We start from the raw sequence: 21902 nt of genomic DNA on the forward strand, positions 1-21902 counted from the left end.
AGCGTGGCCGGCGCCGGGATCGAGCGGCAGCCGGCGGCGAGGTCGGGAAGCAGGAGGCGGCCGGTGCCGGGGTCAGTCGGCGGCCGGTGGCGGGAAGCCGCCGGTGGCGATCGGGCCCCAGCGCTCGATCGTGACCCGGATCAGGCACTTGCCCTGGCGCTGCATCGCGGCCCGGTACTCGTCCCAGTCCGGGTGCTCGCCGGCGATGCCCCGGTAGTACTCGACCAGGTCGTCCAGCGCCGCCGGCAGGTCGCGCACCTCGGCGGTGCCGTCGAGCTGCACGTACGGCCCGTCGAACTCGTCGGACAGGATGCACAGTGTCACCCGGGGATCACGCCGGACGTTGTGCACCTTGGCCCGCTGCGGGTAGGTCGACACGACCACCCGGCCGGCGCCGTCGGTGCCGCAGGTGACCGGAGAGGCCTGCGGCCGGCCGTCCCGCCGGGTGGTGATCAGCACCGCATGGTGCCGCGGCCGGACGAAGTCGAGCAGCTCGTCGCGTTCGACCGTGTTCGCACTTGCATAGCTCACCATGCCCCGACCCTACGACCGCACCGGTGCCGGCGCCGACTCGGTGATCCGGTACTCAGTGCTCCGCGGTGTCCACGATGGACAGAGCTTCGGTCACCTTGCGGTCGTCGGCGCGGTGCCGGCGCGGAGCGTTCTCCACCGGCCAGCGCGGGTCGGCGCTGCTGTCCAGCGGCGGTGCCGCGTCGCCGGCCAGTGCCTCGACCGTCGACTGGATCGTCGCGATCTCGTGCTGGATGCGGTGCCGCAGCTGCGTCAGCTGGGCGAACCGGTGCCGCGCGTCGACCAGGATCTGCTCGGCCTGCGCCCGTGCCTCGGCGCGGGTCTGCTCGGCCTCCCGGTTGGCCGCCGCCAGCTGGTCGGATGCCTGCTGGTGGGCCGCGGCGAGCTCGGCGGTGGCCCGCTCGTGCGCGTCGGTCAGCTCGGCGCTGGCCTTCAGGTGCGCGTCGGCGAGTTCCGCGGTGGCCTGGCTGTGCGCCTGCTGGCGCTCCGATTCTGCGGCCTCGTGCGCCGCGATCAGCTCCGCGGTCGCCTTGTCGTGCGCGGTCTCCCGCTCCGCCGCCGCCTCGTTGCGCGCGTTCTCCCGCTCGGTGGCCGCCTCCCGGCGTGCGGTGTCCAGCTCGGTGGTCGCCTCCGCGTGCGCCGCCTCCCGCTCGGCGGTGGCGTCGCGCTCGGCCGCGGCCAGCAACGCGGTGGCGTCCCGGTGTGCCGCGTCCCGTTCCGCGGTCGCGGCCGCCGTCGCCTCGGTACGGATCCGGTCGACCTGGCTTCGCGCCGCGGTGACCGCCTGCTCGGCCTGCGCGCGGGCCGCGTCGATGGTGCTCTTCGCGGTGCGGTGTGCCTCGCCGAGCGTCTGCTGCGCCTCCTGCCGCGCGGCGCCCAGCGTGCCGTCCGCCTCCTCGCGGGCGTCGGTCAGCGTCTGCCGCGCCTCGGTGCGGGCGGCGGTCAGCGCCTCGTCCGCCTCCTGCCGGGCCGCCTCCACCGAACCGGCCGCGACCTCGCGGGCCGACGAGAGCGTCGCGTTCGCCTCGGCGCGCGCCGAGTGCACGGTGGCATCCGCTTCCTGGTGCGCCCCGGTCAGCATCGTGGTCGCTTCCTGCTGCGCGGCCGACACCATGTTCGCGGCTTCCTGCCGCGCCGCGCCGAGCGTCTCGTCGATCTCGCGCCGCACCGTACCCAGGCGGGCCCGAGCCTCGTTCCGGGCCGCGGTCCGGGCCTCCTCTGCGGCGTCGCGTGCCTCCGCCCGGACCCGCTCGGCCTCGGTGTGTGCCTGCTCGACGATCTCGGCGGCCAGCTGCTCCGACGCGCCGAGCAACTGTTCCATCCGGCCACCGAGGAACTGGGTGTGGGACAGTTCGGCGATGGCGACTTCACGTTGCTCGGCATACTGGTCGGCCCGCAGCTCGGCGATCTGGAGCGCGAGCGCCCGCTCCCGGTCCTGGCTGCGGGCCATCCGGACGGCGAGTTCGGTCAGGGTCCGTTCGACCCGCTCGGCGTAGCGCCGCACCTGGCCGCGGTCGTAGCCGTGCACGGCGCTCTCGAAGTCGGCATCAGGCCGGAAACCGGTGTCCTGCAGCGCAACGTCGTGGGTGTCGAAATCCCGTCGGATACCCATGTCCCGCCTCCAGCCCGCCGCGGCCACGACGTCACTCGATCATGAGTTACTAATACCCTCGTATACGGCATTCCAACCAGCCGGGGATGCACTCTACGGTTTCCGCGATCGCGCGGTCACCACCTGCTAGCGTGCCACGCCGCTGGCCATGATCACCGGGCCGAACGAGAACCCTTACCCATCGATTTCCGCCGATCCGTCCGGCCGCCGTGCTCCGGTGCCGGTCCCGGGCGTCACGGGCGACGTGTCTTGCGCGGCAACAGCATCACGATGATCAGGATGACCAGCGTGAAGAAGAAGCCGAGGATGCCCCACAGCCACTTGCCGCGGCCCTTGAGATAGGCCATGTAGCCGCACGAGATCGCGATGATGATCGACCCCACGACCCCGATGCCGGTGCTCACCCCGGTGTTCGCACTCATGTCCCCACCCCCGCCACAACGTAGCGACGGGCACCGGTGCCGCGACGGGCTTTCGGCCAAGATCACCTGGAGGGGCCGGCGGGAGGGTCGATCCCCGCCGCGCCCCCTGCCGGCCGGCATCGCCGGGCGGTGACCCGGCTGCCGGCTCAGCCGGCGGACGCCAGTACGGCATCGATCTGGCCCATCGCCAGCCCCATGCCCTCCTGCATCCCCATCTTGATCATTTTCTCCATCTGCTCGGTACTGACGAAGTGCGTCACGGTCGTCATCCGGGTACCGCGGTCGGTCGGCTCGAACGTCACGCGCATGGTGACCGGCTCGTCGCCGGGCAGCGGCTCACCGTCGCTGCCGGCGAAGCCGTCGCTGAACTCCAGCGAGCGTGGCCGGTCGATCGCCTCGATCCGCCACCAGCCGCTCGGCTGGTCCCCGTCCGGCCCGGTCATGTGGTAGCGGGACTCGCCGCCCGCGACGAACTCGTGCCGGGTGAACGTCGCCGGGTAGGTCGGCGGGCCCCACCAGCGCTCCAGCTTGCGCGGGTCCTCCCACACCTGCCAGACCGCCTCCGGCGCGGCGTCGAACTCCGCGACGAACGTCAGGGTCAGGGTGGTCGGGTCGGCGGTGCCGTTCGGGACTGTCATGTCGTACTCCCTTCCTCGTTGGCGAGAACGCCGGCGATGCGTGTGGCGCGGTCGGACCAGAGCCGCTCGTACTGCGCCAGCAGCGTCGCGGCCCGATGCAGGGTTTCCGGGCTACCGTGCACGATCTGCTCCCGCCCGTGTCGGCGTTTGCGCACGAGGCCCGCTCGTTCCAGCGCGGCGACGTGCTTCTGCACGGCGGCGAAGCTCATCCGGTAGTGGCCGGCGAGCGACGACACCGATTCACCGGACCGCAGGGTGCGGGCCAGGATGTCGCGCCTGGTCGGGTCCGCCAGTGCGCGGAAGACCCGGTCCAGCTCGCCGTCCGCGAACTCATCTACAACCATTTGGTTGTACGTTAGCGCGATCGCCGGCCCGCCACAACCGCTTCCCGGGTGGCGGTCGACCCGTCGAACCGCACCGGCTCCACCGAACCGTCAGTCGAGTTGCCGAGGCAGGGGAGGTGCGACTGGTACCGGGCTGCGATCGTGGAGGCGGCCGCGGAGGTCGCCGGCCGAGCGCCGCTACGAGGAGGGTTCGATGACCCGGGTTCGGATCGAGACCGCCGGCCACATCGTCGAGATCGAAGCGAAAGACGCGGGGCACGCCGAACTCGCGCCGGTCGCGCTGGCGCTGTGGCGGGAGACGCGCTTCGGCCGCGGCGACGCGGGCACCTCGTCCGGCCAGTTCGAACCCGGGTACGACCGCTACGCCGAGGAGCACGTCGGCATCCTCGGCTTCCATCCCAAGAACCGTTAGCGCTCCGGCCGGGTGCGCTCTGCTGCCCGCCACTGCCACTCCGGGGCCTTCGGACGACTACGCGTAGCTGAGTCCACTGCGTCTACCTGCAGAAACGAGGTGCGCCCGGTAGGACTCGAACCTACGACCGTCTGCTTAGAAGGCAGCTGCTCTATCCACTGAGCTACGGGCGCGTCGCTCGCCGAGGGGATCAGCTCGCGGCTGAAGGCTACCGTGGGTGGCCCCCGAGACATCTTGGCGGAGTGCGAACCGTGACGCCAGTCCCGGCACGGCGGCAACGGGCCGGAACCGGATGGTCGGTCGGCGCGCTCCCGGCGCACCGCGGCGTCGCCGCGCGGGCGGGTGTCAGCCGTGCTGGCCGAGGAGGGCCGTGAGCAGCGTGGCAAGCCCGGTGTCGAACTCGTCGGGGCCACCGGCGGTGTGTGCCATGGTCGGCGCCAGCGCGCTCAGGTGAGGGAAATCACTGGGTGGCAACGCGTCGAGCGCGCTGCGGGTGCCCGCCGCATCCTGGCTGGCATAGGTGACGCAGCCGAGCGTGAACAGGTAGAGCGTGCGGTAGCCGCGGACCGCCGCCGCGTCGTCCAGCCCGGCCCGGCGCAGCTGGCCGAGGGCCCGGTCGCACACCCGCAGGACGCCTGGACTCAGGAACGGTCGGGACATCCGGATCCGGTACAAGGCGGGATGTTCGGACAGGGTCCGGTGCAGTGCGGTGAACAGTGCGGTCAGCTCCGCCAGCGGTTTCGCGCTGGTACGGCCTGAAGTGCGGTGATTCGCGGCATCCGCGGTGGCCGCATCGACCACCGCGTCGAGCAGCTCGTCGCGGGAGCGGTAGTAGCCGTACAGCGTCATGGTGCCGACGCCGAGTCGCTGGGCGAGCGCCCGCATGGAGACCGCGGCGAGGCCCTCGGCGTCCATCAGGTCGAGTGCGGCGGCGGTGATCTGCTCGGGGGTGAGCCGTTGCGTCGGCATGCCGTACAACGTACCGTACGTCGTACGATGAAGATCCTGAGCGGGGCCGAGGCGTACCGACCGGCGGCCGAACTGTTACGTGAGTACCTGTCCGAGGTCGCGGCGCGGCTGGCCGACTTCGACGGCGGCGGTGGCGACCCGGACGTCGAGGCGGCCGACGGCAGCATGATCGTGTGCTGCGCCGACGACGGCACCCCGCTCGGCTGCCTGGCCGTGCGCACCATCGCCCCCGGCATCGCCGAACTCAAACGCATGTACCTGCGCCCCGCGGGCCGCGGCACCGGGCTCGGTGGCCGGTTGCTGGCCGTCGCCGAGGACGCCGCGCGTGATCTCGGTTGCCACACGATGCGGCTGGACACCGCGGCGCCGCTGACCGAGGCGCTGCGGCTCTACCGCCGACACGGGTACCGGGAGATCGCGCGCTACAACGACAACCCGTCCGCGACGCACTGGCTGGAGAAGGCGTTGCCGGCGGCGGGGCCGGTCTGACGGCGGGGTCGGGTCAGCGCGGACTTGGCGGCAGGCAGTACGTTTCCTTTCGTGCAGCCGAGTGTGTCAGCGATCATTCCGATGCCCCTGTCCCGAGACGTCGCGAGCGCGTTCCCGACCGCCGGCCCGGACGCGCCGGTGCTGGAGGATTGGTACGCCGACCTGGTGGTCGGCTACCACCTGCCGCCGCCGCACGGCGACCGGCTGGTCACCGCAGACGACCTGACCGCGCTCGACCTGGGACACCGTCAGCTGCGGCGAGCGGCCGCCGACAACCTGGCCGGGCAGCTGGAACGGGTCGAGGTGCACGGCCTCCCGCCGGTGTTCACGCTCTCCTTCGAGGGTGTCGAGGCCACGCTGCTGACCTCCGACGACGTCTGGTCCAGCCTGGCCGAGCAGGTCGACGGCGAGGTGGTCGTCGGCGCGCCGGCCCGGGACGTGATGTTCGTGACCGGCAGCGAGTCGCAGGCCGGGCTGGAGAAGGTGCACCGGGCCTGCGAACGGGTCTTCTTCGCCGGTCACGAGAACCTGCTCAGCCGGCGGCTGCTGGTGTGGCGCCAGGGCGGCTGGGAGTCGCTCTGACCACCTCCACTGTGGACCGTCCACCTGCCGTTCGCCCGGCCGGCAGCCGGGTCGCGCACCTGGTCGGTACGCCGGCCGGCCGGCGGGGCACGCCGCCGCCAAACAGACCGCGGCGCACCTGGGCGGCCGGCGGAGCAGCCATCCGGCAGGCAGGCGCGCGGCGCACCTGGGCGGCCGGCGGGGCAGCCACCCGGTAAGCGGGCGCACGCTGTGCCCGGCCGGCTCGCCGGGCCAGCCGGGGCGGTGGTCAGCTGGTCGAGTCGCGCACCACCAGGTCCGGAACGAACAGCCGGGTGGTCGGCGGCGGTGGCAGTTCGGCGGGCGCACCCGGTAGTCGCGGCGCCAGCACCGCCATCATCGCCCGGGCCACCTCCTCGACCGGCTGCCGCACGCTGGTCAGCCCGAGCACGTCGGCGGTCGGCGTGTCGTCGAAACCGCAGACCGCCAGGTCCGGGCCGACCCGCAGGCCGCGCTGGCCGGCCGCACGCAGCACCCCGACCGCGAACACGTCGGTCGCGGCGACGATCGCGGTCGGTGGTTCGGCGGCGTCCAGCAGCTCGCCGCCGGCCCGCATACCGGCCTCGATGCTGTCCGCGGCGTGCCGGGCGAGGCGCTCGTCCAGGTCGTGGCGACGCATCGCGGTGCGCCAGCCCGACTCGCGGTCGTCGCCGATCCGGTCGCCGGCCGGCACTCCGACGTACCCGATGCGCCGGTGCCCGGCCGCCACCAGATGCTCGGTGGCCCGCTCGGTACCCGCCGCGTTGTCCACGTCGACCCAGACGAACTCGTCGCCGGTGCGGCCGAACGACGCGAACGGCGCGCCCAGCGCCGCGATCGCCGCCGGCCGCCGGTCCCGGTAGTCCAGGTCGGTCAGCACGAACCCGTCGACCGCACCGCCACGCAACAGCCGTCCGCAGGCGGCCACCTCGTCCGCCTCGGCCGCGGCGAACAGCAGCAGGTGATGGTCCAGATCCCGGGCCGCTTCGGCGAACGCGTGCAGGAACCGGTCCAGGATCGCGGCGAGCGCGTCCGGACGGTTGGGCCGGATCCGGTACCCGATCAGCCGGGACGCGTGCGCGCGCAGCGCCCGGGCCGCCCGGTTCGGCTGGTAGCCGAGCTCGTCGATGGCCGCCCGCACTCGCTGCCGGGTCGCCGGACTGACCCGCTCCGGCGCGTTCACCACGTTCGACACGGTCTGCCGGGACACGCCGGCGGCGACCGCCACGTCGTGCACCGTGACCGGCCCGTCGCCGCTGCCGCGGGTACCGTCCACCGGCTCGCCTCCCGAGTCTCGGCCCCGGACGGTACCGGACCGGTCGGTCGCGGGTAGCACGAAACCGGCGAGGCGTCGAGACGGTCCACAGCCCTCGGCGTCGTCCACAGATCCCGGCGACCGGCCGGCACCGGACGGTACGGCGCGGCACGGTGGCGGCGAGCGGTCATCAGCCGCGGCCGGATCCGGTGGTTCGGCCGCCTGTCACGGGAGCCAGCATGTTCGAAACCAAGCTCACCCTGGTCGGCACGGTCATCAGCGAGGTCCGGCTGACGCACACCCGCACCAACGACGTGCCGGTGGCGAACTTCAGCCTCGCCACCACCGCGCGCACGTTCAACCGAGAGAAGGGCAGCTGGGTCGATGGCAACTCGCTCCACCTGCGGGTCAGTTGCTGGCGCCGGCTCGGCGAGAACGTCGCCGCGTCGGTCCACCGCGGCGACCCGGTGCTGGTCTCCGGCAACCTCTACAGCCGGTCCTACGAGGCCACCGACGGCACCCGACGCTGGTCGTACGAGGTCGAGGCGACCACCGTCGGCCCCGACCTCAGCCGCGGCACCGCGACCTTCCAGCGACGGGCCTCGCCGCATGCCGAGCCGGCCGGCCCGGCCACGGTGCTCGCTCTGGGCGGCGCCGACCCGGAGCCGGCCACCGCCACACCGGAGGCGGCCTGACACGGGTGTCGGAGGCCAGCCGGGCGCCACATAGGCTGCCGAATGACGGGTCGTCGGGCTGGCGCCGGGCTCGCGGCGATTCGGGGAGGAATGCCATGGTCAGGAGCGACGAGATCGTCCGCCTTGCCGTCGCGTTGCTGGACGGCCGGGCGCTCGCGCCGGCGCGTCGTCGCGGTGCCTCGGCCCCGGCGCTCGACGCCTGGCTGCCCGCGGTACGCCGGGGCGCCGAGCTGCTGGCCGGGGCCGCCGCCCGGTCCGGTCTCGGGTCGCGGGTTTCGGCCGGCCTGGCGCGGACCCTCGCCGAGCGGTCGGCGCGGCTGCTGGCCGCCGGGCCGCGAACCACCGGCGACCTCGCCGCCTGGCAACTGGCGGCGGCCAACGGTGCCGGTCTCGTCCTCGGCGCCGGCCTCGATCTGGTGGTCGGAGATCCGCGCCGGTTGCACCCGGTGGCCGGGTTCGGGTCGCTCGTGCAGCGCTGGGAGCGGCACAGTTACCAGCCGTCCCGGGCGGCCGGCCTGCGCTTCGCCGCGGTCTCGATCGGCGTCCCGGTGGCAGCGGCGCTCGGCGTGGCCGCGGCCACCCGGCGCCGACCGCTGGCCCGCGCCGCCGCCGTCGCCGGTACCACCTGGTTGGTGCTCGGCGGCACCTCGCTGCGCCGCGAGGCCACCGGGGTCGCCGCCGCCCTCACCGCAGGCGACCTCGCCGGCGCACGGTCCCGGCTGCCGGGGCTGTGCGGCCGGGACCCGTCCACACTGGACACGGCCGGATTGTCCCGGGCGACGGTCGAATCGGTCGCCGAGAACACCTCGGACGCGGTGGTCGCGCCGCTGTGCTGGGGCGCGCTGGCCGGGCTGCCTGGCCTGGTCGGCTATCGGGCGATCAACACCCTCGACGCGATGGTCGGGCACCGGTCGCCGCGCTACCGACGCTTCGGCGCGGTGGCGGCCCGGCTGGACGACCTGGCGAACCTGGCCCCGGCGCGGCTGACCGCGGCGCTGACCGTCGCGGCTGCACCGCTGGTCGGCGGCAGCCGTCGGGCCGCACTGCGCACCTGGCTGCGGGACGGGCTCCGGCATCCCAGTCCCAACGCGGGTCAGTGCGAGGCTGCCGCGGCCGGCGCTCTCGGCGTTCGGTTGGGCGGCCGCAACGTGTATGCGGGCCGGGTCGACGAGCGGCCGCAACTGGGCGACGGGCGCCGTGTCGAACCAGTCGACATCGTCCGCGCGGCCCGGCTGTCCGCGGCGGTCGGCGCGGCGACGGTCGCGCTCACCGCCGGGCACCTGGCCACCGCGCCGGCCCGCCGCGCCCTGCTGCGCCGCGCCGGCCTGCGGGTGGTGGACCGCATCGCGGCTCGACGCGGGCGGTCCTGGTGACCGAGCTGCGCGGAGCCCTGCTGGTCGCCGGAACCACTTCCGACGCCGGCAAGAGCACCCTCGTCGCCGGGCTGTGCCGGTACCTGCGTCGCCGCGGAGTGCGGGTCGCGCCGTTCAAGGCGCAGAACATGTCGAACAACTCCGCGGTCACGCTGGATGGTGGCGAGATCGGCCGGGCGCAGGCGTGGCAGGCTGCTGCGAGCGGCCTGGAGCCGAGCGTGCGGTTCAACCCGGTGCTGCTCAAGCCGGGGTCGGACCGTCACAGCCAGCTCGTCGTGCTGGGCAGGGCCCGGGGCGAGGTCTCCGCCGGGCAGGGCGGCGCGCTGCGCGCCGAACTCGGCCGGATCGTGGCGGGCACCCTCGACCAGCTGCGCGCCGAGTACGACGTGGTGATCTGTGAGGGGGCGGGCAGCCCCGCCGAGATCAACCTACGGTCCGGTGACCTGGCCAACATGGGGTTGGCCCGCAGCGCCGGCCTGCCCACGATCGTGGTCGGCGACATCGACCGGGGCGGCGTCTTCGCCTCCATGTTCGGCACGCTTGCGTTGCTGGAGCCGGCCGACCAGCGGCTGGTCGCGGGCTTCGTGGTCAACAAGTTCCGCGGCGACGCCGAACTGCTCGCGCCCGGCCTGAGCATGCTCACCGAACTGACCGGCCGGCCCACCCTGGGCGTGCTGCCGTACGAGCCGGACCTGTGGTGGGACACCGAGGACTCCCTGTCGTACTCCGACGGCCGGCTGCTGGGCCGACCGGGTCCGGCCCGCGGGGAACAATGGCTGCGGATCGCCGTGGTGCGGCTGCCTCGCATCTCCAATGCCACCGATCTGGAGGCGCTCGCCGCTGAACCGGGCGTCTCGGTCCGGCTGACCGCCACGACCGGCGAGCTGGCCGACGCCGACCTGATCGTGCTGCCCGGCAGCAAGGCCACCGTGGCCGACCTGGAGTGGCTGCGCGAGCGCGGGCTCGACGCGCCGATCCGGGCACATGCCGCGGCCGGGCGGCCGGTGCTCGGGCTGTGCGGCGGCTACCAGATGCTCGGCGCGCTGATCGACGATCCGGTGGAGAGCGGCCGCGGGCAGGTCGACGGGCTCGGGTTGCTGCCGGTGCACGTGCGGTTCGTCGCCGACAAGAAGCTGGGCCGGGTCGCCGGCACCGCACTCGCCGCACCGGTGCGCGGCTACGAGATCCATCACGGCCGCGCCGAGGTGGGCTACGACGCGCACGTCACCCCGTTGATCACGGACGCGGCCGGCGCTCCGGAAGGCTGCCGCTCCGGCGCGGTGTTCGGCACCCACTGGCACGGTGCCTTCGACGGCAACGAGTTCCGCCGGGCGTTCCTGGCCGAGGTGGCACGGCTGGCCGGCCGGGACGGTTTCCGGCTCGCCCCCGACACCGACGTCCCCGCACTGCGCGAGGCGTCCCTCGATCGCCTCGGCGACCTGGTCGAGAAGCATCTCGACGGCACGGCACTCGACCGGCTGATCGGGGGCGGTGCACCGGCCGGCCTGCCCTTCGTGCCGCCCGGCCCGCCCCCGATCCCATCGGCGCGTCCGGGTCGGGTGCTCGCGGTGGTCTCCGGTACCGACCGGGCCATCTCGGCCACCGGCGCGCCGCCGGCCCGGCCGGCCGAACCGGTCGTGACCGGTGGCCGCGAGGTCGTCTCGTTCGAGCGGCTCGCCGCCGGCATCCGGGCCGCACCGGCCCGCTGCGGCCCGGTCCGGTTGGTGGCGGTCGATGGGCGCGCGGGCTCCGGCAAGAGCACGTTCGCGGCCCGGCTCACCGACGCGCTGGCCGCCACCGGTGCCCGGGTGTTCCTGCTGCACACCGACGACCTGCTGCAGGGCTGGTTGGACATCGTGTCGTTCTGGCCCCGCCTGGAGGAATGGGTGCTCTGTCCGCTGCGCCGGGGTGAGCCGGCGCGGTTCCGGCGCTACGACTGGCACCGCGGTGCGTTCCCGGACCGGTTCGAGCAGATCGGCCGGCCGGACGTGCTGGTGCTCGACGGCGTCACCACCGCCCGGGCAGCGGCCCGGCCGCTGCTGACCCGTTCGTGCTATGTGCAGACCGACCGCCAGCTCCGGTTCGACCGGGGGTGCGCCGGGACGGTGCCGGGGTCGTGCCCGACTGGACCAGGTGGATGACCGACGAGGACCAGCACTTCGCGGCCGATCGCACGGTCGAGCGGGTCGAGGTGGTGGTGGATGGTGCTCCGGCGATCGATCATCGGCCGGAAACACACTTTGTCCGGATAGTTCCCGGTGCCGAGACGTGCCAGGGTTTCCCGTAGGGGCATCTTGCGGGTGCGGAAGGCAGCCGGCAGTGGCCGGGACGGCCTAGCGTTGACAGCACACGAACGACATCGCGGGAGGGCACGATGACCGACTCGACCGGCAACGGATCGCGCGGCGGCAGCGGTCAGGATGGTGCGGGCGGCAGCCCGGGCCGGGATGACGCCGGCGCCCGGCAGCCGGCGCGCCGTCGGGTCACCCTGACCGGGATCAGCTCGCGAGCGTGGGAGCATCCGGCCGATCGTGGCGCCCTGGTCGCGTTGCGCGAGCTTCGCGGGTTCGACGACGTTCTGCGCAAGTTCTTCGGGTTGTTCAACGAGCGCTACTTCCGGATGAAGTATCTCGGCTCGTCGATCCGGGCCAACGGCTGGCAGTACTCGCGGGTGCACGCCGTCTACCTGGAGGCCGCGGCGGCGCTCGACGCCGGTGAACCGGCCGACCTGCCGGAGCTGTACGTCTCGCAGACCCCGTTCGCCAACGCCGGCGCGTTCGGCATGGACAAGCCGTTCATCGTGGTCAACAGCGCCACCGTGCAGATGATGGACGACGACGAGTTGCGTTTCGTGCTCGGGCACGAACTCGGCCACATCCGCTCCGGGCACGCCGTTTACCACACACTGCTGGTGTGGCTGCTGGAGCTGATGCGCGGGCTGAACTGGATCCCGCTCGGTGCGCTCGCCCTGCGCGGCATCGTCGCTGCGTTGATGGAGTGGTACCGCAAGGCCGAGCTGTCGTCCGACCGGGCCGGCCTGCTCGCCGGGCAGGATCCGGCGGCCGCACTGCGGGTGCACATGAAGTTCGCCGGCGGCGGCGACCTGTCCGACATCGACACCGCGGCGTTCCTGGCCCAGGCGAACGAGTACGACCGGGCCAACGGCGACCTGCGCGACAGCCTGGTCAAGCTGATGCTGCTGGAGGCGTCGACGCATCCGATGCCGGTCGCGCGCGCCGCCGAACTGCGCCGCTGGGTGGAGACCGGGGAGTACCGGCGGGTGCTGTCCGGCGACTACCCGCTGCGTGAGGACGATGCGGACGCCTCGGTCAGCGAGGAGGTCAAGGCGGCGGCCAAGTCCTACCAGGACGCCTTCGCCCGGTCCCAGGACCCGCTGGCTGGCCTGCTGCGCCGGTTCGGCGACGGGGCGAACGTCGCGGGTGAGTGGGCCAAGGCGGGTGCGGACAAGCTGCGTGCCTGGGTGTCCGGCGACGCCCGTCGCGGCGAGGACCCGGGGGGAGACGATCGCTGACCGGGTGCATACGATCCGGACCATGACGATGACCCCACCCCGACCTGCGCCGTTGTCCTCCTCGCCGCGACCCGATCGGGGAGGTGCCGCGTGAGTGCACCCAGCGATGCGGACGTCACCGCAGCGGTCGACCGGGTCCTGCCGGAAGTGCGCGCCGACCTGGAACGGCTGGTCACGGTGCCGAGCGTCGCGTTCCCGGGCTTCGACCACGGGCACGTTCAGCGTTCGGCGGAGATGGTCGCCGACCTCTGCCGCGCCGCCGGTGTGCCCGACGTCCAGATCCTGAGCGTCGAGGGCGGCCAGCCGGCGGTCGTCGGCCGCATCCCGGCGCCGGCGGGCGCCCCCACGGTGCTGCTCTACGCGCATCATGACGTGCAGCCGGTCGGCGACGAGAGCGGCTGGAACACCGCCGCGTTCGAGCCGACCCAGCAGGGGGAGCGGCTCTACGGACGCGGCGCCGCGGACGACAAGGCCGGGGTGACCGCGCATCTGGCCGCCATCCGCGCCTTCGACGGCCGGCCGCCGGTCGGCGTCACCCTGTTCATCGAGGGCGAGGAGGAGTGTGGCTCGCCGACGCTGGAGCGATTCCTGCACGAGTACGCGGAGCTGCTCACCGCCGACGTGCTGGTCCTCGCCGACTCCGGCAACTGGGACGTCGGCACGCCGGCGCTGACCACCTCGCTGCGTGGCCTGGCCGACTGCTACGTCGAGGTGCGGACGCTGGAGCACGCGGTGCACTCCGGGATGTACGGCGGGGTCGTGCCCGACGCGCTCACCACCCTGTGTCGGGTGCTCGCCACCTTGCACGACGAGGCAGGCAACGTCGCGGTCCCCGGCCTGCACGAGGCCGGCCCGACCGGCGTGGAGATGCCGGAGAAGCGGCTCCGTGAGGAGTCCAGCGTGCTCGACGGCGTGCAGCTGGTCGGCACCGGCTCGATCACCGAGCGCAACTGGAACAAGCCGGCCATCACCGTGATCGGTATCGACTGCCCGTCGGTGCAGAACGCGTCCAACACGCTGGTTGCGTCCGCGCGCGCCAAGGTGAGCCTGCGGCTCGCGCCCGGCCAGGACCCGGAGGCGGCGATGGCCGCGCTGGTCGAACACCTGCGGACGCACGTCGAATGGGGTGCTTCGGTGACGGTGACGCGCGGTGAGCTGGGCGCGCCGTACCAGATCGACGCGACGGGCCCGGTGTTCGACGCGGCCCGGGACGCCTTCCGGACCGCGTGGGACGGTGCGGCGCCGGTGGACATGGGTATCGGCGGTTCGATCCCGTTCGTGGCGGAGTTCGCCGACGCCTTCCCGTCGGCGGCGATCCTGGTGACCGGGGTCGAGGATCCGGACTCGCGGGCGCACGGGGCCAACGAGAGCCTGCACCTCGGCGAGTGGCGGCGGGCCTGCGTGGCCGAGGCGCTGCTGCTGGCCAAGCTGGCCCGGGCATCGGGTCGGTGAGACCCGCCGACCGGCAGCGCCGCCCGTCCTGGATCTTTCTCGGGCTGGTGGCGCTGCTGGTGCTGTCCGCCGCCGCGACCTGGACGGGTCTGGGCAACGTCCGGGTCGACGCGTTCGTCCTGGTCGGCTCGGGCTGGTTGGTCTCGCTGTGCCTGCACGAGTTCGGTCACGCGTTCCTCGCCTACCGCTTCGGCGACGGTGGCGTGGTGGAGCGTGGCTACCTGACGCTCAACCCGCTGAAGTACTCCAACGTGCTGTTGTCGTTCGTGCTGCCGCTGGTGTTCGTCCTGCTGGGCGGTTTCGGCATGCCCGGTGGTGCGGTCTGGGTGGATCGCGCCCGAATCGGTGGTCGGGCGCGGCACAGCCTCGTCTCGGGCGCGGGCCCGGCGTTCAACGTGGTGCTGGCCGTGGCGCTGGCGGTTCCGTTCTGGCTCGGTGCGGCGAACTCGACGCACGTGGATTTCTGGTCGGCACTGGCGTTCCTCGGTTTCCTGCAGGTCACCGCGAGCGTGCTGAACCTGGTCCCGATGCCCGGCCTGGACGGCTACGGGATCCTCGAACCGTGGCTGCCGCCGCACTGGCGGCGCGGTGCGGCGATGATCGCTCCGTACGGCATGCTGCTGATCTTCGCGTTGCTGTGGGAGCCGCGGGTCAACGCGCTGTTCTTCCGGCTGGTGTTCTTCCTCGCCGACCTGGTCGGGATTCCGCTCGGCGCGGTGGCGACCGGCGACCAGCTGTTCCGCTTCTGGACCTGAGCGTCCCGGAAGCCCGGTGCGGGCCGGCACCGGGCTTCCGCACACCGGCAGCGGCCGGCTCAGCCGAGCGCGGAGTCGGCCAGGTGATGGAAGAAGCCCGGGGAGAGGACCGCGACCCCGGCGACGACCGCGACCAGCACGAACACCGGCAGTAGCAGCCTTCGCTCGACGCCGCCGCCGACCTTGACCGCGACCGCGTCGGGCACGCCGAACTCACGCCAGGTGCGTCGCCCGGTCGGCAGTGGCCAGATCACCGGGCAACCCTGCTTGGTGATCATGTCGCCGAACGTGTGCACGATGCCGCCGGCGGCGATGGCCGCGCCGATCATCGGATAGCCGCGGCCGGTGGGCAGCAGCGAGTATGCACCGAAGGCGGCGGCCAGCGCACACAGCGTGGTGATCAGCCAGCCACGCTTCTTCGCCCAGGTGTGCAGCAACCCGCGGATGGCCAGCGCGAACATGAAGAACAGCACGCCGATCACCGCCCACTTGCCGAACCTGGCGCACAGTGCGCCGACGCCGAAGCCGAGCCCGACGTTGAACAGCCAGGTGTGGGTCAGCGTGCGGTGGCCGTTGTGGCGTCGCGGATCGCGGCGCATCCGGGTCAGCTTGTACACCCCGAGCGAGATCTTCTCGACGCACTCGGCGAGGAACAGCGACACGACACCGAAGGTGTGCGCGACGGTCGCGCCGCCCTTGTTCGCGGTGACCCGGCCGGACAGATCGAGGTCGGGCAGCAGGGCCGCGCCGGCGCACACCGCGGCGCCGACACCGAGCTGCACCGGGCCGGGGTGGTAGTCCCACCAGTGCCCGGCGACCCAGCAGCCGGCCAACCAGGCCGCGGCGCCGGACATCGCGTGTGTCGGCCCCATCACCATCGTCGGCATCCTCCCCAGAAACTCGCTGCGCCACCTGAGGACGGTGGCGTCGATGCACCGAATGGCACGATGCGGTCGCCGCTCGTACCGACGGGCCGGTGCGGCACCGGAACGCACCGATCGGCACGGCCGCGCCCACTGTGCCAGATGGGTACGACGTTCCCGGCGTCCGGTCCCGGCCGGGCCTCCGATCAGGACGGTCCGATCTGGACGGTCCGGCCGTCGCGGTAGCAGCCGATCGTGGCGAGGGTGCGGTGGCACCCGATCGCGGCGAGAGTGTCGTACCGGCCGGGCAGGATGGGTTGATGTTGTTCGCGGAGGTGGCGGCGACGTCCGCCGCGGTGGCGGCGACCCGGTCCCGGCTGGCCAAGGTGGAGTTGCTCGCCGATGCGCTGCGCCGGCTGGCGCCGGCGGAGGTGCCGGCCGGCGTCGCGTACCTGTCCGGGGAGCTGCGCCAGCGCCAGCTCGGCGTCGGCTGGGCCGGGTTGCGCGAGTTGCCCGCACCGGTCGAGGAGTCGACGTTGACGGTCGTCGCGGTCGACACCGCGCTCGCCGAGATCGCCGGCCAGCGCGGGGCCGGCGCCACCGCCCGGCGGCGGCACCTGCTTCGTGAGCTGTTCGGCGCCGCCACCGCCGACGAGCAGCGGTTGCTGTCCGGCCTGGTCGCCGGCGAGGTCCGGCAGGGCGCGCTGGCGGGCGTGCTGGCCGAGGCGGTGGCCCGCGCCGCCGAAGTCGATGCGGCTGCCGTCCGCCGAGCGTTGCTGCGCTCCGGTGACCTGCGTGCGGTGGCCGCCGCCGCGCTGTCCGGCGGCGAGCCGGCACTCGCCGAGTTCGGGCTGGCGGTGGGCCGGCCGCTCGCTCCGATGCTGGCTCAGCCGGCACCGGACGTGGCCGAGGCGATGCGCCGGCTGGCGCCGGACGAGACGCCGGTGTCGATCGACGACAAGCTGGACGGGGTGCGCGTGCAGGTGCATCGGGACGGCAGCGACGTCGCGGTGTTCACCCGCAGCCTGGACGACATCACCGATCGGGTGCCCGAGCTGGTCGAGGCGGCCCGCGCGATGCCGGCGCGCAGCCTGGTGCTCGACGGTGAGGCACTGGCGCTGACCGCGGCTGGCCGGCCGCGACCGTTCCAGGTGACCGCGGCCCGGGTCGGGCGGCGGGCACCCGACCCGGCGGAGCTTCCGCTGCACCCGTTCTTCTTCGACGTGTTGCACGCCCACGGGGCCGACCTGCTCGACGAGCCGGCGTCGGTTCGGTTCGCCGAGCTTGCCCGGATCGTGCCCGACGCGGCTCGGGTCGGTCGCCGCACCACCGGATCGCCGGCCGAGGCGCAGCAGCGGTTCGCCGACGCCGTCGCCGCCGGACAGGAGGGCGTGGTGATCAAGTCGCTCGCCGCGCCGTACGAGGCGGGGCGGCGCGGCGGCGGCTGGTTGAAGGTGAAGCCCCGGCACACCCTGGACCTGGTCGTGCTGGCCGCCGAGTGGGGGCACGGCCGCCGCCGTGGTCTGCTGTCCAACCTGCATCTCGGCGCGGCCGGGCCGGACGGATTCGTGATGCTCGGCAAGACGTTCAAGGGGCTGACCGACGCGATGCTGGCATGGCAGACCGAGCGGCTGCGTGAACTCGCCACCGAGTCCGGGCGCTACCTCGTCCGGGTCCGGCCGGAGCTGGTCGTCGAGATCGCGTTCGACGGGGTGCAGACCAGCCCGCGCTATCCGGCCGGGCTGGCGCTGCGGTTTGCCCGGGTGCTGCGCTACCGAGAGGACAAGTCGGCGGCCGAGGCGGACACCATCGACACGGTCCGGGAGATCTGGCGAGCCGCGGGCGGTGAGCCGGCCGGCTGACCGCCCGGCGCCGCTGGCTCGGCGGTGACCCTGATCAACGGGTGCCGGGATGGTCCTCGGGCAACCGGGACGACCGGTCGGGCACCGCCGTGCGTGCCGGAGAGTCGGCGTCGTTCTCGTCGTCCTCGGGCAGCCGCGAACCGCGCCCCGGCGACGACCCCGCCGACCGTGCACCGCGCCGCCCGTCGCCGGGTGCCGACAGCCCGGCCCGTTTGCGCGCCTCCCAGCGGATCAGCAGCCCGAAACCGACCAGCGCCATGCCGGAGAACAACCACCACTGCAGGATGTAGGACAGGTTCATGGCGGCGTTCTGGTGGTCGATCGGTATCTGGACGAACCGGTCGGACAGTGCCGGGGTCTGCGCGGTGGCGGTCACGTAGCCGCCGGCGATCGGGTAGGGCACCGCGGAGGCGAGCAGCCGCGGGTCGATCCGGCGCACCTCCACGTGCCCGTTGCGTCGGGTCGGGCCGCTGCCACCGCTCTCCGGCAGCCGTACCTGGCCGATCACGGTGACCTGGCCGCTCGGCGCGGTCGGCACCACCGGATCGGCTGCGCCGTCCGGGTCGGCCGGCGGCAGCCAGCCGCGGTCGATCAGCACGGCGGTGCCGTCGGAGCGCCGGAGCGGGGTGAGGATCTCGTATCCGACGTTGCCGTTGACGGTGCGGACCCGGGCGAGCATCTGGTGGGCCGGGTCGTACCGGCCGGTGAGCCGGACGCGCAGGTACTCGTCGGCGTCCGACGGGCTGCGCCCGGCTGGCAGGATCCGGTCGGTCCCGGCGACCGGTGCCGCGGCGGCGTGCCGGTCGATCCGGTCGTTGATGCTGCTGCGCAGCTGGTAGCGGTGCAGCTGCCAGACGCCGAGGAAGACCATGACCACCGCGAGCGCGACCGCGAGCAGCCCGAACAGCACCCAGCGGGGCGTGCGGAGCACGCTCAGAGCGTGGGGCGTCGGCGGGCCGGTCTCGGGCACGGGTCAACGCTACCGACCTGCGCGGGGCGGCGGCGCCGGGGGCGCTGGGGAGTGGCTTGCATGCGTTGCGCAGACTGTCGGTGGATCATTGCCCTTTCCTCACCGAGGAGTGCTCCGATGCCCGCCGTTCCCCGCCTTGTGATCACCGCGCCCTCGTCCGGGCACGGCAAGACCGCCGTCTCCGTCGGCCTGATCGCCGCGCTGGCGGCACGCGGTCTGACCATGGCCGGGTTCAAGATCGGCCCGGATCATGTCGATTCCGGTTATCTCGGTCTGGCGGCGGGTCGGGTCGGCCGCAACCTGGATCCACGGATGGTCGGCGGCGACCTGCTGCCCGGCCTGTTCCTGCACGGCGCCCGGGACGCCGACGTGGCCATCGTGGAGGGCACCATGGGCCTCTACGACGGGTTGTCCGGGCGGGCCGGGGAGGAGAACACCGCCCAGGTGGCGGGCATGCTGCGGGCGCCGGTGGTGCTGGTGGTGGACGCCGCGGCGATGGGGCAGTCGGCGGCCGCGCTGGTGCACGGCTTCCGGGCGTACGACGACCAGTTGTGGCTCGGCGGGGTGATCCTGACCCGGGTCTCCTCCGACCGGCACGAGGAGATCCTGCGTTCCGCGCTCGGCGAGATCGGCGTCCCGGTGCTGGGGGTGCTGCGCCGGCACGATTTCAGCCAGTTGCCGCCCCGGACGTACGGGATGGTGCCGGTGGTGGACGGCGCGGTCGACGCGGTGCGCGCGGTGCGCCGGCTGGGGGAGCGGATGCTGGCCCGGCTCGATCTGGAGCGGCTGCTCGCGCTGGCCCGGTCGGCGCCGCCGCTGTCGGTGGATGCCTGGGGGCCGGAGTCGGCGCTGGGCGCCGCGGCCGAGTCGGCGGCGCCGGTCTCGCCGGCCGCGGTGGGCTACGCCACCGAGCGGCTGCCGGCCGCCGGTGAACGGCCGATCGTCGCGGTGGCCGGCTCGGATCCGTTCAGCTTCGCCTACCCGGAGACCGGGGAGTTGCTGGCCGCCGCGGGCGCCGAGGTGGTGCCGTTCGACCCGGTGCGCGACGAGCGGCTGCCCGCGGGTACCCGTGGCCTGGTGTTCGGTGGTGGATTCCCGGAGGCGTTCGCCGACGAGCTGTCCGCGAACCGGCGGTTGCGCGACGACGTGGTCGCGTTGGCGCGGGAGGACGGCCCGATCTACGCCGAGAACGCCGGTCTGCTCTGGTTGGTCAAGGAGCACGACGGCCGCGAGATGTGCGGCATGTTCGATGCGTCCGCACAGACCACGAACCTGTTGGTGCTGGGCTACCGGGATGCGGTGGCGCGGGCGTCGAGTTCGGTGGTGAAGGTCGGTGCGCGGGTGGTCGGGCACAAACACCACCGCGCCACGGTGACGCCGCGAGCCGGGGACAACGCCGCCTGGCAGTGGAACGGCGGTCGGCCGGAGGGCTTCATCTGGCGCAAGGTGCACGCCTCGTTCCTGACCGTACACTGGGCCGGCCATCCCGAGATGGCCGCGCGGTTCGTCGCGGCCATCGGCTGACTTTCGTGCCGTGCCGGTGGCTTTGTTCCGCGCACGGCAGGTGAGTACTGTTGACGTGCTTTGGTCCCGCGGGGGCGGTATGACAGAGGCAGGGCAGATGACCGCGCAGACAGTTTCGGCTGCCCGCTTCCCGGAGCTGACGGTGGTGACGCCTCGGCTGCTGGTGCGACCGCTGACCGGTGCGGACACGGCCGAGGTGACCGCCGTGTTCGCCGATCGGCAGACCCGGCGGTGGATGGCGCTCCCCTCGCCGTACACGGATGCCGACGCGAAGATGTGGTGCACCTGGATGGCTGCCGAGCGGCGTACCCGCGGCGACGGCGACCACTACGGCATCGTGCAGCGCGACGACGACCGGCTGGTCGGCCTGCTGTGGACCAAGCGCACCGACTGGGGCACCCGCAGCACCGAGATCTCGTACGCGGTGGCGCCCGACGCGCGCGGATTCGGCTACACCGCGGAGGCCGCCGACGCGCTCGCCGTCGACCTGATCCTGGAGCACCGGTTCCAGCGGGTCGAGGTGCGCGTCGCGGCCGGCAACGTGGCCTCCCGGCGGGTGGCGGAGAAGGCCGGCTTCGTCTACGAGGGACTGCTGCGCAACGCCGGGGTGGTCGAGTCGGGCCGGGTCGATCTGAGCGTCTGGTCGCTGGTGCCGGCAGATCTGCGCGGCGAACCGCACGCCGCCGGCTGACTCGGTAACCTCGTCGTCCGCCCCGATGCATCGCCCGGCCGCGCCACCCCGGCCGGTACGGGGCGGCGCGGGTACCGGTTCAGGTGGTGGCGATGGTGCCGCTCTGATCCCCGATGACCAGGTGCAGCCGTTCCAGCCGGGCCCCGGTGGGGATGTCGTACGCGAGCTGGTAGCTGGCCTTCTGCCCCGTCTCGACGATCTCGTTGCGGAACGCCAGCCACTCGGTGACCGGCTCGACGTGGTCCAGCCCGACGTCCAGGTCGGCGGTCCAGGTACGCAGGTTGATCACCGCGGTCTGCTTGCCGCCGTTGTGGACCGAGACGACGATCGCGCAGTACGCGCCGTGCGGGGTGCCGCGCTCCCCGAACGGCGGCGTGGACAGCCCGCACTTGACCTGCGTGGTGGTCAGCGTGACGCCGGCGACCGTGGTGGAGCGCCCGCTGACGTAGCCCAGCCCGTAGTAGGGGGCCAGCGCCCGGTAGCCGAAGTAGCCGCCGACGACCAGCACCAGCACCACGGCGCCGGCGACGCTGCCGAGGATCGTCCACCGGCGCCGGGTCCACTTCTGTTTCGGTTGCTCGGTACCGGTGGTGAGGTGTTGCAGCGACTCCGGCATGCCGGTCTGGCGCGGTGCCGTGCGCCGTGGCGTCTCGGGCTGCTGGGCCGACATGTCCTTCAGCGACCGGTACCGCCCGGCCGCCGAGTCCGGCGGTGCGACCGGCTCGCTCGGGGCGCGGGGCGCGCCGACGGCAGGTACGGCCGGGCGCCGGCCGGCGGCGGATAGCTGCCGGTGGCGGGCGGTCCGTACGGACCGGGCGACCCGTACGGGCCCGGTGAGCTGGGCGGCGGTGCGGCGAACCCGTTCGGGGCCGGGCCGGCCGTGGTGGGTCCGTTCGGCGGCTGCACGGGCAGATCCGAACGGTGCCGACCACCG

Annotated in this window: 22 protein-coding genes, 1 tRNA gene and 1 pseudogene; 13 read left to right on the plus strand and 11 right to left on the minus strand. The window is 73.3% G+C overall.

Annotation, left to right across the window (positions count from 1 at the left end; genetic code table 11):
- Positions 1-72: 72 nt before the first annotated feature.
- The 5 genes from Athai_RS09380 to Athai_RS09400 form a co-directional block, all read right to left on the minus strand.
- Positions 73-534: a PPOX class F420-dependent oxidoreductase gene (locus tag Athai_RS09380; protein ID WP_203961143.1), complete on the minus strand. Its 462-nt coding sequence runs from the start codon at positions 532-534 to the stop codon at positions 73-75.
- 52 nt (positions 535-586) lie between these two features.
- Positions 587-2143, minus strand: a complete 1557-nt coding sequence (locus Athai_RS09385; protein WP_203961144.1) for a hypothetical protein — start codon at positions 2141-2143, stop codon at positions 587-589.
- A 233-nt stretch (positions 2144-2376) separates the two neighbouring features.
- Positions 2377-2565, minus strand: a complete 189-nt coding sequence (locus tag Athai_RS09390; protein WP_203961145.1) for a hypothetical protein — start codon at positions 2563-2565, stop codon at positions 2377-2379.
- A gap of 146 nt (positions 2566-2711) precedes the next feature.
- Positions 2712-3203, minus strand: a complete 492-nt coding sequence (locus tag Athai_RS09395) for an SRPBCC family protein (RefSeq protein ID WP_203961146.1) — start codon at positions 3201-3203, stop codon at positions 2712-2714.
- Complete coding sequence (locus tag Athai_RS09400) at positions 3200-3547, minus strand: ArsR/SmtB family transcription factor (protein ID WP_203961147.1); 348 nt, start codon at positions 3545-3547, stop codon at positions 3200-3202. The genes Athai_RS09395 and Athai_RS09400 overlap by 4 nt, the downstream gene beginning before the upstream one ends.
- 193 nt (positions 3548-3740) lie before the next feature.
- On the opposite strand from Athai_RS09400, the gene Athai_RS09405 reads away from it, so the two are divergent.
- On the plus strand, positions 3741-3959 hold the full coding sequence (locus Athai_RS09405; protein ID WP_203961148.1) for a hypothetical protein: 219 nt from the start codon (positions 3741-3743) through the stop codon (positions 3957-3959).
- A gap of 100 nt (positions 3960-4059) precedes the next feature.
- Here Athai_RS09405 and Athai_RS09410 read toward each other — a convergent pair.
- Positions 4060-4132: transfer RNA gene (locus tag Athai_RS09410), tRNA-Arg, on the minus strand.
- A 172-nt stretch (positions 4133-4304) separates the two neighbouring features.
- Complete coding sequence (locus tag Athai_RS09415) at positions 4305-4928, minus strand: TetR/AcrR family transcriptional regulator (RefSeq protein ID WP_203961149.1); 624 nt, start codon at positions 4926-4928, stop codon at positions 4305-4307.
- A 27-nt stretch (positions 4929-4955) separates the two neighbouring features.
- Here Athai_RS09415 and Athai_RS09420 point away from each other — a divergent pair, with 27 nt between their 5' ends.
- Both Athai_RS09420 and Athai_RS09425 read left to right on the plus strand, forming a co-directional pair.
- Positions 4956-5417: a GNAT family N-acetyltransferase gene (locus tag Athai_RS09420; RefSeq protein WP_203961150.1), complete on the plus strand. Its 462-nt coding sequence runs from the start codon at positions 4956-4958 to the stop codon at positions 5415-5417.
- 81 nt (positions 5418-5498) lie between these two features.
- A complete protein-coding gene (locus Athai_RS09425) occupies positions 5499-5999 on the plus strand; it encodes a DUF1444 domain-containing protein (RefSeq protein WP_203961151.1) in 501 nt (166 codons plus the stop codon).
- Positions 6000-6246: 247 nt separating this feature from the next.
- Here the strand turns inward: Athai_RS09425 and Athai_RS09430 are convergent, their stop codons facing one another.
- Positions 6247-7272 carry a LacI family DNA-binding transcriptional regulator gene (locus Athai_RS09430; RefSeq protein ID WP_203961152.1) on the minus strand — a complete coding sequence of 342 codons (1026 nt, stop codon included), beginning with the start codon at positions 7270-7272 and terminating at the stop codon, positions 6247-6249.
- A 218-nt stretch (positions 7273-7490) separates the two neighbouring features.
- Here Athai_RS09430 and ssb point away from each other — a divergent pair, with 218 nt between their 5' ends.
- The 7 genes and pseudogenes from ssb (at position 7491) to Athai_RS09465 (ending at position 15058) form a co-directional block, all read left to right on the plus strand.
- A complete protein-coding gene (gene ssb, locus Athai_RS09435; RefSeq protein ID WP_203961153.1) occupies positions 7491-7946 on the plus strand; it encodes a single-stranded DNA-binding protein in 456 nt (151 codons plus the stop codon).
- Between the two features lie 365 nt (positions 7947-8311).
- A complete protein-coding gene (locus Athai_RS09440; protein ID WP_239157372.1) occupies positions 8312-9319 on the plus strand; it encodes a cobalamin biosynthesis protein in 1008 nt (335 codons plus the stop codon).
- Between the two features lie 5 nt (positions 9320-9324).
- Positions 9325-10971: pseudogene (locus Athai_RS09445) on the plus strand (cobyric acid synthase); the annotation flags it as partial.
- Positions 10972-11456: 485 nt separating this feature from the next.
- The gene (locus tag Athai_RS09450; RefSeq protein ID WP_203961155.1) at positions 11457-11606 is read left to right on the plus strand and encodes a hypothetical protein; all 150 of its coding nucleotides are present in this window, start codon (positions 11457-11459) and stop codon (positions 11604-11606) included.
- An 87-nt stretch (positions 11607-11693) separates the two neighbouring features.
- A complete protein-coding gene (locus Athai_RS09455; RefSeq protein WP_203961156.1) occupies positions 11694-12851 on the plus strand; it encodes a M48 family metallopeptidase in 1158 nt (385 codons plus the stop codon).
- A 90-nt stretch (positions 12852-12941) separates the two neighbouring features.
- Positions 12942-14303: a dipeptidase gene (locus Athai_RS09460; protein ID WP_203961157.1), complete on the plus strand. Its 1362-nt coding sequence runs from the start codon at positions 12942-12944 to the stop codon at positions 14301-14303.
- On the plus strand, positions 14300-15058 hold the full coding sequence (locus Athai_RS09465) for a site-2 protease family protein (protein ID WP_239156827.1): 759 nt from the start codon (positions 14300-14302) through the stop codon (positions 15056-15058). Before Athai_RS09460 ends, Athai_RS09465 begins: the two co-directional genes overlap by 4 nt.
- A 59-nt stretch (positions 15059-15117) precedes the next feature.
- Here the strand turns inward: Athai_RS09465 and Athai_RS09470 are convergent, their stop codons facing one another.
- Positions 15118-15933 (minus strand): metal-dependent hydrolase, encoded by an 816-nt coding sequence (locus Athai_RS09470; protein WP_203965429.1) that lies wholly within the window; start codon positions 15931-15933, stop codon positions 15118-15120.
- Between the two features lie 308 nt (positions 15934-16241).
- Here Athai_RS09470 and Athai_RS09475 point away from each other — a divergent pair, with 308 nt between their 5' ends.
- Complete coding sequence (locus tag Athai_RS09475; RefSeq protein WP_203961158.1) at positions 16242-17783, plus strand: ATP-dependent DNA ligase; 1542 nt, start codon at positions 16242-16244, stop codon at positions 17781-17783.
- Positions 17784-17817: 34 nt separating this feature from the next.
- Here the strand turns inward: Athai_RS09475 and Athai_RS09480 are convergent, their stop codons facing one another.
- Positions 17818-18714, minus strand: coding sequence for an SURF1 family cytochrome oxidase biogenesis protein (locus Athai_RS09480; RefSeq protein ID WP_239156828.1), 897 nt, complete (start codon positions 18712-18714; stop codon positions 17818-17820).
- 156 nt (positions 18715-18870) lie between these two features.
- On the opposite strand from Athai_RS09480, the gene Athai_RS09485 reads away from it, so the two are divergent.
- Both Athai_RS09485 and Athai_RS09490 read left to right on the plus strand, forming a co-directional pair.
- On the plus strand, positions 18871-20277 hold the full coding sequence (locus Athai_RS09485; RefSeq protein ID WP_203961159.1) for a cobyrinic acid a,c-diamide synthase CobB: 1407 nt from the start codon (positions 18871-18873) through the stop codon (positions 20275-20277).
- 97 nt (positions 20278-20374) lie between these two features.
- Positions 20375-20968 carry a GNAT family N-acetyltransferase gene (locus tag Athai_RS09490; RefSeq protein ID WP_203961160.1) on the plus strand — a complete coding sequence of 198 codons (594 nt, stop codon included), beginning with the start codon at positions 20375-20377 and terminating at the stop codon, positions 20966-20968.
- Between the two features lie 79 nt (positions 20969-21047).
- Here the strand turns inward: Athai_RS09490 and Athai_RS09495 are convergent, their stop codons facing one another.
- A complete protein-coding gene (locus Athai_RS09495) occupies positions 21048-21638 on the minus strand; it encodes a hypothetical protein (protein WP_203961161.1) in 591 nt (196 codons plus the stop codon).
- Positions 21639-21902: the final 264 nt, after the last annotated feature.

Origin of the sequence: Actinocatenispora thailandica (assembly GCF_016865425.1) — a bacterium.
GTDB lineage: Bacteria > Actinomycetota > Actinomycetes > Mycobacteriales > Micromonosporaceae > Actinocatenispora > Actinocatenispora thailandica.

Excerpts from the sequence above, each read along its gene's own strand:
- Athai_RS09475 (WP_203961158.1), top strand. The coding sequence starts at position 16,242 with ATGTTGTTCGCGGAGGTGGCGGCGACGTCCGCCGCGGTGGCGGCGACC.
- Athai_RS09490 (WP_203961160.1), top strand. The coding sequence starts at position 20,375 with ATGACCGCGCAGACAGTTTCGGCTGCCCGCTTCCCGGAGCTGACGGTG.
- Athai_RS09450 (WP_203961155.1), top strand. The coding sequence starts at position 11,457 with ATGACCGACGAGGACCAGCACTTCGCGGCCGATCGCACGGTCGAGCGG.
- Athai_RS09395 (WP_203961146.1), bottom strand. The coding sequence starts at position 3,203 with ATGACAGTCCCGAACGGCACCGCCGACCCGACCACCCTGACCCTGACG.
- Athai_RS09400 (WP_203961147.1), bottom strand. The coding sequence starts at position 3,547 with ATGGTTGTAGATGAGTTCGCGGACGGCGAGCTGGACCGGGTCTTCCGC.
- Athai_RS09485 (WP_203961159.1), top strand. The coding sequence starts at position 18,871 with ATGCCCGCCGTTCCCCGCCTTGTGATCACCGCGCCCTCGTCCGGGCAC.
- Athai_RS09380 (WP_203961143.1), bottom strand. The coding sequence starts at position 534 with ATGGTGAGCTATGCAAGTGCGAACACGGTCGAACGCGACGAGCTGCTC.
- Athai_RS09385 (WP_203961144.1), bottom strand. The coding sequence starts at position 2,143 with ATGGGTATCCGACGGGATTTCGACACCCACGACGTTGCGCTGCAGGAC.
- Athai_RS09420 (WP_203961150.1), top strand. The coding sequence starts at position 4,956 with ATGAAGATCCTGAGCGGGGCCGAGGCGTACCGACCGGCGGCCGAACTG.
- Athai_RS09495 (WP_203961161.1), bottom strand. The coding sequence starts at position 21,638 with ATGTCGGCCCAGCAGCCCGAGACGCCACGGCGCACGGCACCGCGCCAG.
- ssb (WP_203961153.1), top strand. The coding sequence starts at position 7,491 with ATGTTCGAAACCAAGCTCACCCTGGTCGGCACGGTCATCAGCGAGGTC.
- Athai_RS09405 (WP_203961148.1), top strand. The coding sequence starts at position 3,741 with ATGACCCGGGTTCGGATCGAGACCGCCGGCCACATCGTCGAGATCGAA.
- Athai_RS09390 (WP_203961145.1), bottom strand. The coding sequence starts at position 2,565 with ATGAGTGCGAACACCGGGGTGAGCACCGGCATCGGGGTCGTGGGGTCG.
- Athai_RS09425 (WP_203961151.1), top strand. The coding sequence starts at position 5,499 with ATGCCCCTGTCCCGAGACGTCGCGAGCGCGTTCCCGACCGCCGGCCCG.
- Athai_RS09415 (WP_203961149.1), bottom strand. The coding sequence starts at position 4,928 with ATGCCGACGCAACGGCTCACCCCCGAGCAGATCACCGCCGCCGCACTC.
- Athai_RS09455 (WP_203961156.1), top strand. The coding sequence starts at position 11,694 with ATGACCGACTCGACCGGCAACGGATCGCGCGGCGGCAGCGGTCAGGAT.